At 52.7% G+C, this 6,871-nt stretch carries 8 protein-coding genes; 2 read left to right on the top strand and 6 right to left on the bottom strand.

Translation table 11 applies throughout. The annotated features are described in order from the left end of the window. Positions 1–115 (top strand): thiosulfate oxidation carrier complex protein SoxZ (locus BOW52_RS09120; RefSeq protein WP_172840276.1); only part of this gene is annotated, 115 nt, incomplete at its 5' end. A gap of 59 nt (positions 116–174) precedes the next feature. Then, the gene (locus tag BOW52_RS09115; protein WP_078483771.1) at positions 175–840 is read left to right on the top strand and encodes an alpha/beta hydrolase; all 666 of its coding nucleotides are present in this window, start codon (positions 175–177) and stop codon (positions 838–840) included. A 2-nt stretch (positions 841–842) separates the two neighbouring features. Here BOW52_RS09115 and BOW52_RS09110 read toward each other — a convergent pair whose 3' ends face one another. From BOW52_RS09110 to BOW52_RS09085, 6 genes are all read right to left on the bottom strand, one after another. Then, positions 843–1,379, bottom strand: a complete 537-nt coding sequence (locus BOW52_RS09110) for a DUF4124 domain-containing protein (RefSeq protein ID WP_172840275.1) — start codon at positions 1,377–1,379, stop codon at positions 843–845. A gap of 98 nt (positions 1,380–1,477) precedes the next feature. Beyond that, positions 1,478–2,887, bottom strand: a complete 1,410-nt coding sequence (glnA, locus tag BOW52_RS09105) for a glutamate--ammonia ligase (protein ID WP_078483769.1) — start codon at positions 2,885–2,887, stop codon at positions 1,478–1,480. A gap of 211 nt (positions 2,888–3,098) precedes the next feature. Then, a complete protein-coding gene (locus BOW52_RS09100; RefSeq protein ID WP_078483768.1) occupies positions 3,099–4,271 on the bottom strand; it encodes a cation diffusion facilitator family transporter in 1,173 nt (390 codons plus the stop codon). Positions 4,272–4,275: 4 nt separating this feature from the next. Continuing rightward, complete coding sequence (locus BOW52_RS09095; protein WP_078483767.1) at positions 4,276–4,506, bottom strand: sulfurtransferase TusA family protein; 231 nt, start codon at positions 4,504–4,506, stop codon at positions 4,276–4,278. Continuing rightward, positions 4,503–5,546 carry a tRNA (5-methylaminomethyl-2-thiouridylate)-methyltransferase gene (locus BOW52_RS09090; RefSeq protein ID WP_078483766.1) on the bottom strand — a complete coding sequence of 348 codons (1,044 nt, stop codon included), beginning with the start codon at positions 5,544–5,546 and terminating at the stop codon, positions 4,503–4,505. Before BOW52_RS09090 ends, BOW52_RS09095 begins: the two co-directional genes overlap by 4 nt. A gap of 48 nt (positions 5,547–5,594) precedes the next feature. Beyond that, positions 5,595–6,737 carry a PilT/PilU family type 4a pilus ATPase gene (locus BOW52_RS09085; RefSeq protein ID WP_078483765.1) on the bottom strand — a complete coding sequence of 381 codons (1,143 nt, stop codon included), beginning with the start codon at positions 6,735–6,737 and terminating at the stop codon, positions 5,595–5,597. Between the last annotated feature and the right edge of the window lie 134 nt (positions 6,738–6,871).

The following is a 6,871-nucleotide window of genomic DNA, read 5'->3' as shown; positions in this document are numbered from 1 at the left end:
TAAGAACCCCTACCTGTCGTTCAAGTTCAAGGGCGCAGCTAAGGGTGACAAGCTGACCATCAGCTGGGTCGACAACAAGGGCGGTTCCGACTCTGTCGAGACGGCTATCAAGTAGCCACATCTGTTATGAAGATGAACGGCCGACCTTAGTGTCGGCCGTTCTGTTTTAAGACGATGACCTTTCAAATTCCCACCATCAGAGAGCCTCAACAGTCCGCCGAATACACCATCATCTGGCTACACGGACTGGGTGCAAACCACAGCGATATGGTGCTACTTGCTGATGCGCTAGAACTCTCGGATCGATACGCGATACGCACCCTGTTTCCTGATGCGCCCTATCGCGCCGTTACCATGAACGGTGGATATGAGATGCGTGCATGGTTCGATGTCATCAGTAAAGAGCCTAAGGTCGTTCAGTCACTGGAACATGTCGAAGAATCACAGCGTTATCTCAATAGCTTGATCGAAACAGAGATTGCCAAAGGTATACCGTGCGAGCATATCTATCTCGCTGGATTTTCGCAGGGTGGTGCCATCGCCCTCTATACATCACTTCGTTCAAAGCAACGACTCGGCGGTGTCATTGCCCTCTCCACCTACCTTCCCTTCCGTGAACAGATCGACTCTGAACGAGCTTCCGAGAACCGTAATTCACCTATCTTCTATGCTCACGGTACAGAGGACTCCATTATTCCCTATGCTGCCGCAGAACTGACACGCGAGAAGCTCACGGCACTCAACTACAGCATCGATTGGCACAGTTATGAGATGGGGCACAGCGTCAGCAACGAAGAGATCGAAGATCTGCGTGAATGGTTTATTGAACGATTAATCTAAAGCTACGGTTGTGCTTTAGGCTTTCGAAAGTTTATCGATGCGCGCATCAGATAAAATCTGACACTGCTACTCGAAATTCGAGTAGCACCACTTTTACTAACGACTGATGCAGTCAGAGTATGAGCGCCACGATCAATACCACTAAGTTGGATACTACTGCTCGTCTGTCCCTCACTCACCACCGCACCATCCATTAATAGCGTTAGGGTATCCCCCGCCTCAAGATTTAGTGCCGGTTCTAGACTAACCGCTACGGAGAGGTTGCCACTGTTGTCACGAACGGTCTCTTCACTGCCTGGGGAGGTGATACGTATCTGACTGTAGTTCGTCTCTATTCCATCAGATTCACCCTCAACATCTGCCTGTTTTGAGGCCTCGGGTAGGGGTGGATGACTATAGAGCTGGATATCGGGAAGCTCGAGTTGCTCGACTCCCTGTGGCGCGCGGTCGCTGTAGATGAGATTGCCCTGCTCATCGACATATTTGTAGATTTCGGCGGAGCCACTGGGTGCCACCACGACCAAAATAAATAGTAACAATCCTCTGTTCATGGCTAGAACATAGGGGAATAGACTCTACTCTGCAAACAGAAACGCCCCCAATAGGGGGCGTTTCTGTCTTACTATGTAGCTGCAGCTTAGAGGCTGTAGTACATATCAAACTCAACCGGATGGGTGGTCATACGCATGCGTGTAACCTCTTCCATCTTCAGGCCGATAAAGCCGTCGATCATATCGTCAGTGAATACACCACCGGCGGTGAGGAATTCACGGTCATCATCGAGTGCCTCAAGTGCCTGATCCAGTGAGTGACATACGGTTGGGATCTCAGCCGCCTCTTCTGCAGGCAGGTCATAGAGGTCCTTATCCATAGCATCGCCAGGGTGGATCTTGTTCTGGATACCGTCGAGGCCCGCCATCATCAGTGCTGCGAAGCAGAGGTATGGGTTAGCAGTCGAGTCAGGGAAACGTACTTCAATGCGACGACCCTTCGGATTCATCACGTAAGGAATACGGATTGAAGCAGAACGGTTACGTGCTGAGTAGGCCAGCATTACAGGAGCCTCAAAACCTGGAACGAGACGCTTGTAGGAGTTGGTTGAAGAGTTGGTGAATGCGTTCAGCGCCTTAGCGTGCTTAATGACACCGCCAATGTAGTAGAGGGCCATATCTGAGAGACCGCCGTACTTGTTACCACTGAAGAGATTCTTACCCTTCTTCGACAGTGACATGTGAACGTGCATACCACTACCGTTGTCACCAACGATTGGCTTAGGCATGAAGGTCGCGCTCTTGCCATAGGCATGCGCCACGTTCTGGATGACATATTTCAGCATCTGAACTTCGTCAGACTTGTTGACCAGGGTGTTGGCACCACAGCCAATCTCATTCTGACCTGCGGTTGCAACCTCGTGATGGTGAACCTCAACAACCTGACCCACTTCTTCAAGAGCCAGACACATGGCAGAGCGCAGATCCTGCATGGAGTCGACAGGAGGAACGGGGAAGTAACCACCCTTAACGGTAGGACGGTGACCCATGTTGCCGTCAGAGTAGACCTTCTCGGTGTTCCATGAGGCCTCTTCAGAGTCGATCTTGACGAAGCTACCGGAGAGGTCAGAACCCCAACGCACATCATCGAGGATGAAGAACTCGTTCTCAGGACCGAACAGAGCGCTATCGGCAATGCCGGTAGACTTCAGGTAGGCCTCAGCGCGCTTGGCGACAGAGCGGGGATCACGCTCGTAACCCTGCATGGTGGCAGGCTCGAGAATGTCACAGGTGATGATCATGGTCAGCTCGTCCATGAAAGGATCGAGGATGGCAGTGGTTGAATCGGGCATGAGGATCATGTCGGACTCGTTGATACCCTTCCAACCAGAGATGGAAGAGCCGTCAAACATCTTGCCCTCTTTGAACATCTTCGTATCAACCTGGCTAACAGGCATGGTGACATGCTGCTGCTTACCCTTGGTATCGGTAAAACGAAGATCGACAAACTTTACACCGTTATCCTTGATCATCTTCAAGACTTTGGTTGCTGACATCTCTCTATTTCCTCCAAACGTTATTAAATTAGTAAAACGCTGACCGCTTGCCGTTAGCTCTGCACGTCAGGTTCGCTGTCCGGGAAAGTGCACAAAGTATGCCACGCCCCCGATTTAGTTAACTTTATGAAAATTCAGTTATTTATTAATACACACAGTCACAGGGTGCGCGATTATGGTGCATGCCATTCGTTGACGCACCATAACGGTGCTAACAAAAGCGAAGTTTGATCTCCCGAATGCCTTCAACCCCTTCAGCTACAAGGCTGAACTGTGCAGCGAGCTGTTCAGAGTGTCCAACATCACCCTCAAGCACCGAGAGGGGAAGCAGCAACTCAACCGATACTGCACCATCTATATAGTGGAGCACCTCAGCTTCGATCTGAGTAGAAGCGGGAATATGACCCCACTCATCGCGCAATTGCTGCAGCACTTTCTCACGAAGCGGCAGACCAAGGCAAGGCGCGCCGCCCTCATCATCCTCGGGATCGATATGCACCATCACATCGCTGATCTCTTCAAAATCATCAATCAGCATGCGCCGCATCGTCTCACCAATCTGATGACCTTCAGAAACGCTGATATAGGGATCGACCAAAATATGCACGTCGACCAGCGCCTCTCCTCCCATCAATCGGGTCCGCAACATGTGCAGGGTGCTGACACCATCCACATTCATGATCGCCTCGCGAATACCTTCTACCTGCTCGGTATCAAGCCCGGTATCGATCAGTTCATGGGCGCTGCTCCAGGCGAGGTCCCAACCAATCTTGGCGATCATCAGACCGACAATTACTGCCGCAACGGCGTCAAGATAGGTAAAACCGGCCATGGTGCCACCGACACCAATCACTACCACAATCGAAGAGATAGCATCTGAGCGGCTGTGCCAGGCGTTGGCCTGCAACATTTTGGAGCGTAGCCGTTTTGCTACCGCCATTGTGTAGTGGTAGATCCACTCCTTGGCCAATACTGAGATGGCGGCAACAATCAGCGCTAACATACCGGGAACCATTAGTGATTCAGGGTGAAGTAGTCGTTCAATCGCATCCCATGAGATGCCAATAGCCACCAGAATCAGTGCGCCACCCAGCGCCACCGTCGCAAGTGTTTCGATGCGACCGTGGCCGTAGGGGTGCTCCTCATCGGCACCCTTACTGGCGTGTTTCGCTGCATAGATCACCATGAAATCGGTGACCAGATCTGAGAGTGAGTGGAAGCCGTCGGCAATCAGTGCCTGGGAGTTGGCGGTAAAGCCGAAGATGATCTTGATGACACCGAGAATCAGATCGATCGCTGTACCGATCAAGGTGACACGGCGCGTCTCAAGATAGCGTTCGCTATGAGTATCGCCCGTCGGTTCAGTGTGGTGGTGTCCGCTCATCTCCCTACTCGCTACCAACCTCTATGATAATCACAACCTCATCTCCCTCATCGCGCTGTTCAACCACCCTGTGACCGTTGATCCTGCACCAGGCTGGCACATCATTCAACGCACCGTGGTCGGTCGAGACCACCTCCAGCGTATCACCCGGTTTGAGATTCTTGATCGCATCCTGCGCTCTAATCACCGGCATCGGACAGAAGAGGCGACGTGCATCGAGATGGTGATGACTCAAACGTACCACTCCTGTTTCAGATCCTCGCTGGGGAGTGGTGCAACATTGGTCGGTCGCTCCGTACCATCAGGCATCACAATCACCACATCCACGGCATCTGCATCACGCCCCTGACTAAAACGCGCCGCAATGCGGGCCGCATAGTCGAGATCTTCATCAGAGACATCACCATCAACCAGAACCAGCGGACCGCGATGGCTGACCGGGTGGATCGAAACAAACTGCTTGCGATACCCCTCGAGGAAACGGTTCTCCCCCTCCTCGCGGCCGACAATCAACTTGAAGTTGGCACGAGGGCGGATATGACGACCCACCTTGAGCAGCATGATGTCATCCATCTCATATTCACGGTTGCCGCGGCCTTCCCACAAATCGATCAGCTTGCGTGAGTAGTTTTCATCGGTGAGGAAACAGCAGCCGCCAGCAGGTGAGGCGTAGTCCTCAAAACCGAACTGCTTGGCCAGTGCCATCTGTGGTTTGCGATTGCGCCCGGAGAAGTCGTAGAGCTTGTCGCGATCAACCCACCCCTCACGCTCTGGCAGGGTTGCTGGGAGATTCTTCGCACAAAGGGGACGTAGTAGACGATCATCGGCACCCGACTCGCGCGCCACCACCGGCATCGTATCCTTGCGCTGAGACATCGGTCGCTGACCGATCACCTCGCCGGTAATAATGAAATCGAAGCCGTTCTCCTCAGCCCACTCCTTTGCCTTCTGCACCATGAATATCTTGCAGTCGAGACAGGGATTCATGTTGGCGCCATAGCCGTGCTTGGGGTTGAGAAGCACATCCTTGTAGGGCTCGATGATATCGATAATGTGGAGTTTGATACCGAGCTGCTCGGCCGACCAGAGTGCATTGTTGCGCTTCGGTTTGTTGCGATCCTTCTTGCGGATCGCATGGGTATGACCCTCGACACAGAAGCCGGTGAAGAAGTTGATCCCCTCGACATGGACCCCCTGCTCAAGCATCACCTTGGCGGCGAGCAGTGAGTCGAGTCCACCGGAGATGAGGGCGACGGCTTTGGGTTGTCTATTCATGGGTAGAGCTGACTGAAACGAAAGAGGAGCGATTCTACCCGAAAACGGCTAGTTGCGTCCGTCCAAATTGCTCTCATCAAACTCTTCACTTTCGGCGTACTCCAGACTCCCCTCAAAGGCGCGAAGTCCCTCACCCCCCTCAAGGCGGATACGCAGACTGAGGTTGTTGCGTGAATCGGCATTGGAAAGTGCCTCCTCGAGACCGATTTTACCGGCGCGGTACATGGTGAAGAGTGCCTGATCGAAGGTCTGCATGCCGCGATCGGTACTCTGCTCCATCGCCTCTTTTATATTGTCGATATCGCCCTTCTTGATCAGCTCCTTGACGTAGGCAGAGGCGAGCATCACCTCGACAGCAGGCAGGCGCTTGCCATCGACACCGATCAACAATCGTTGCGAAATCACCGCCCGTAGGTGTTGGGAGAGATCTTCCAGGAGCTGATGGTGTGCATTCTCGGGAAAGAAGTTAATTACACGCTCGAGGGTCTGGTTGGCGTTATTGGCATGCAGGGTGGCGAGACAGAGGTGGCCAGTATCAGCGTAGGCCAACGCATGCTGCATCGTTTCACGATCACGGATCTCACCAATCATGATCACATCGGGCGCCTCGCGCAGGGCATTTTTCAACGCATTGTCGTAGCTGTGGGTATCGAGTCCCACCTCACGCTGGTCGACCACTGACTTCTTATGGGCATGGATATACTCAATTGGCTCCTCAATCGAAAAAATATGACCCGACTTGTTCTCATTGCGATGGTCGATCATCGAGGCCAGTGTGGTCGATTTTCCCGAACCGGTCGAACCGACCACCAGGATCAAGCCACGGGGTGCCATAATCAGATCCTTTAAAATCTTCGGCAGGTTTAGTGCCTCGATGGTCGGTATCCTGGCAGTTATGTAGCGAATCACCATCGCCACTGCACCACGCTGACGGAAGATATTGACGCGGAAGCGCCCCAGCTCAGGCACCGGCATCGCCAGATTCATCTCCAGCTCCTCCTCAAACTCCGCTATCTGCCTATCGTTCATGATGCTGTAGGCGAGCTCTTTCACCATCTCCGGACTCATCGATTGATCGCCTATCGGTCCCGTTACTCCCTCGATTTTGATATTGACCGGTGTACCGGCGCTGAAAAAGAGGTCTGAGGCGCCCTTCTGAACCATCAACTTGAGGTACTGGACTATATCCATGCACGATTCTCCAAATCTCTGTCTGGTCTGTTCATCTCTATGCTTCAACATAGCACGTCACTTTTACCGATCACCACACCCTTTCCAGGGGAAAGAGATCCATATCTGAACAGACATACCCTCACACCTAAGGC

The organism is Solemya pervernicosa gill symbiont (assembly GCF_002020875.1).
Taxonomy (GTDB): Bacteria; Pseudomonadota; Gammaproteobacteria.
The sequence above is the reverse complement of the archived record's forward strand: the minus strand, read 5'-3'. Positions and strand labels throughout refer to the sequence as shown.

Excerpts from the sequence above, each read along its gene's own strand:
- BOW52_RS09085 (WP_078483765.1), bottom strand. The coding sequence starts at position 6,737 with ATGGATATAGTCCAGTACCTCAAGTTGATGGTTCAGAAGGGCGCCTCA.
- BOW52_RS09100 (WP_078483768.1), bottom strand. The coding sequence starts at position 4,271 with ATGAGCGGACACCACCACACTGAACCGACGGGCGATACTCATAGCGAA.
- BOW52_RS09115 (WP_078483771.1), top strand. The coding sequence starts at position 175 with ATGACCTTTCAAATTCCCACCATCAGAGAGCCTCAACAGTCCGCCGAA.
- glnA (WP_078483769.1), bottom strand. The coding sequence starts at position 2,887 with ATGTCAGCAACCAAAGTCTTGAAGATGATCAAGGATAACGGTGTAAAG.
- BOW52_RS09090 (WP_078483766.1), bottom strand. The coding sequence starts at position 5,546 with ATGAATAGACAACCCAAAGCCGTCGCCCTCATCTCCGGTGGACTCGAC.